Genomic DNA, 2046 nt, shown 5'->3' on the forward strand with positions numbered 1-2046 from the left:
CTGATGATGCGGTAAGAGATTTTTTAAGTGGTGTAAAACTCTGCCACCACTTGCCATACCGCTGGCAGAGATGATTACTGAAGGATAAGAACTGCCATTAAGTGCGATAGACTCTTCAGCGGTGCGTACAAAATGAGTTCCATGGTCTATTTCAGCACACTGGCTGGCACTAAGCTTGTGCTCTTTATTGTGCCGACAATAGATCTCGGTCGCCGTAATCGCCATGGGGCTATTGAGAAATATGGGTAAGTCAGGTATTCGCCCCTGTTTCTTAAGCTCTTGAAGAATATGAAGATTAATTTGCGTACGGCCAACCGCAAAGGAAGGCATCAAGACAATGCCACCGCGCTTACTGGTTTTATTGATGATTTCTTCAAAGAATGCAAAGGCATCGATATCTTCATGTAGTCGATCACCATAAGTCGACTCTACCACCAAGTAATCTGTTTCACTTAGCTTTTGAGGCGCTTTCATTACCAAGTCATCAGAGCGACCAACGTCTCCACTAAAGGTTATGCTTCTTCCCAAGGCGCTAAGTCGAATAGAGGCGGCACCCAGGATATGCCCAACCGGCTTGAATTCAACCTTCACCCCTTTAAGGATCTCTATTTCCTTATTCATCGAGACAGGTTCAAATAATTCCAGCGATGCGTTCGCATCCTCTTCCGTATAAAGAGGCAACGCAGGAGAGTGCTTAGAGAATCTTTTTCGATTTGCGTAGCGAGCATCTTCTTCCTGAAGGAAACCGGCGTCAGGTAGAAGCACACCACACAGGTCTAAGGTACCACTACTACAATAGATTACACCCTTGAATCCGGCCTTCTTAAGAGCAGGAATATAACCACTATGATCTACATGCCCATGAGTCAGTAAGATAACGTCGAGACTTGAGGCATCGATCGGAAACGGTTGCCAGTTCTTGTCTCGTAGGTTTTTTACCCCTTGAAACATACCGCAGTCAACCAGGACTTTCTTGTCGTTTATAGTCAGAAGGTATTTGGAACCTGTAACTGTACCAGCACCACCGATAAATTTTATTTTTAACATGCTCTTATCCTTAGACTCGTTATTCCAAGCATACAAAATCAAGGCCTAAAATGTATATATGTTTTGAGGAAGCCATCACTCAGTTAAGCTAGGCAAGGAGTTCCACTCCTCACATGAACCTTCCCCGAACCTCACGGCCAGTTAACAGTAGAAGACTCTGGCTACAATAATATAGTGTTAAAACGCTCCATGAACCGACCGATATCAAGTCACGACATCAATTATTGACGCCCATGAATAATTTCATGTTATTTTATGAATATTCGTATAAGAAAAATCAGGTAACGCAATGAGCCGCACCAGTGAGCCCAACAAAACTGCCCAACAGGAACTTAACTTCCTGCAATTAAAACGAATGCATATCGACACGCATCAAGAGCCTGTCATTTATATGCATAAAAATTGCCACGTCTGTCGCTCTGAGGGATTTTATGCCCAAAGTCGTGTGCGTATCACCACTGAAAAGAACAGCATTATTGCAACAGTAAATATGGTGACTAATGGAGACTTGTCTCGTCAGGAGGTTGGCCTGTCCGAGTCGGCATGGAAATTACTGAGTGCCGATGAAGGCGAACGGGCTTACTTTTCCCATGCAAAACCGGCCGATTCGATGAGCGCAGTTCGCGGCAAAGTCTACGGTAATAGTTTTAACGACTACTCTAGCAAGCATATTATTCACGATATCACGAGAGGCTACTATTCTGACATTCAGCTAGCCGCCTTTGTCACCGCTTGTGCAGGAAACCGACTCAATACCGACGAAATTATTTCCCTTACCAAGGCCATGGTCGATGCAGGTAGTCAACTCGAGTGGGGCAGTGAAAAGGTGATGGATAAGCACTGTGTTGGAGGCTTACCTGGCAATAGAACGACACCCATCGTCGTCGCTATTGTAAGTGCTGCCGGTTTGATCATGCCGAAAACTTCCTCACGCGGTATTACCTCACCTGCCGGTACCGCCGACACCATGGAAACTCTTGCTCCCGTGACCTTGAGCAT

The 2046-nt window shown here is 45.3% G+C and carries 1 protein-coding gene and 1 pseudogene; one reads left to right on the forward strand and one right to left on the reverse strand.

Features of this window, described 5'->3' with window-relative positions; translation table 11 throughout:
• The coding region (locus A3761_RS04150; protein WP_068749871.1) for an MBL fold metallo-hydrolase at nt 1–1047 on the reverse strand (1047 nt) is incomplete at its 3' end.
• 289 nt (nt 1048–1336) lie between these two features.
• Between A3761_RS04150 and A3761_RS04155 the strand changes: the two are divergent.
• Nucleotides 1337–2046: pseudogene (locus A3761_RS04155) on the forward strand (thymidine phosphorylase); the annotation flags it as partial.

The sequence above is a fragment of the Oleiphilus sp. HI0123 genome (assembly GCF_001635315.1).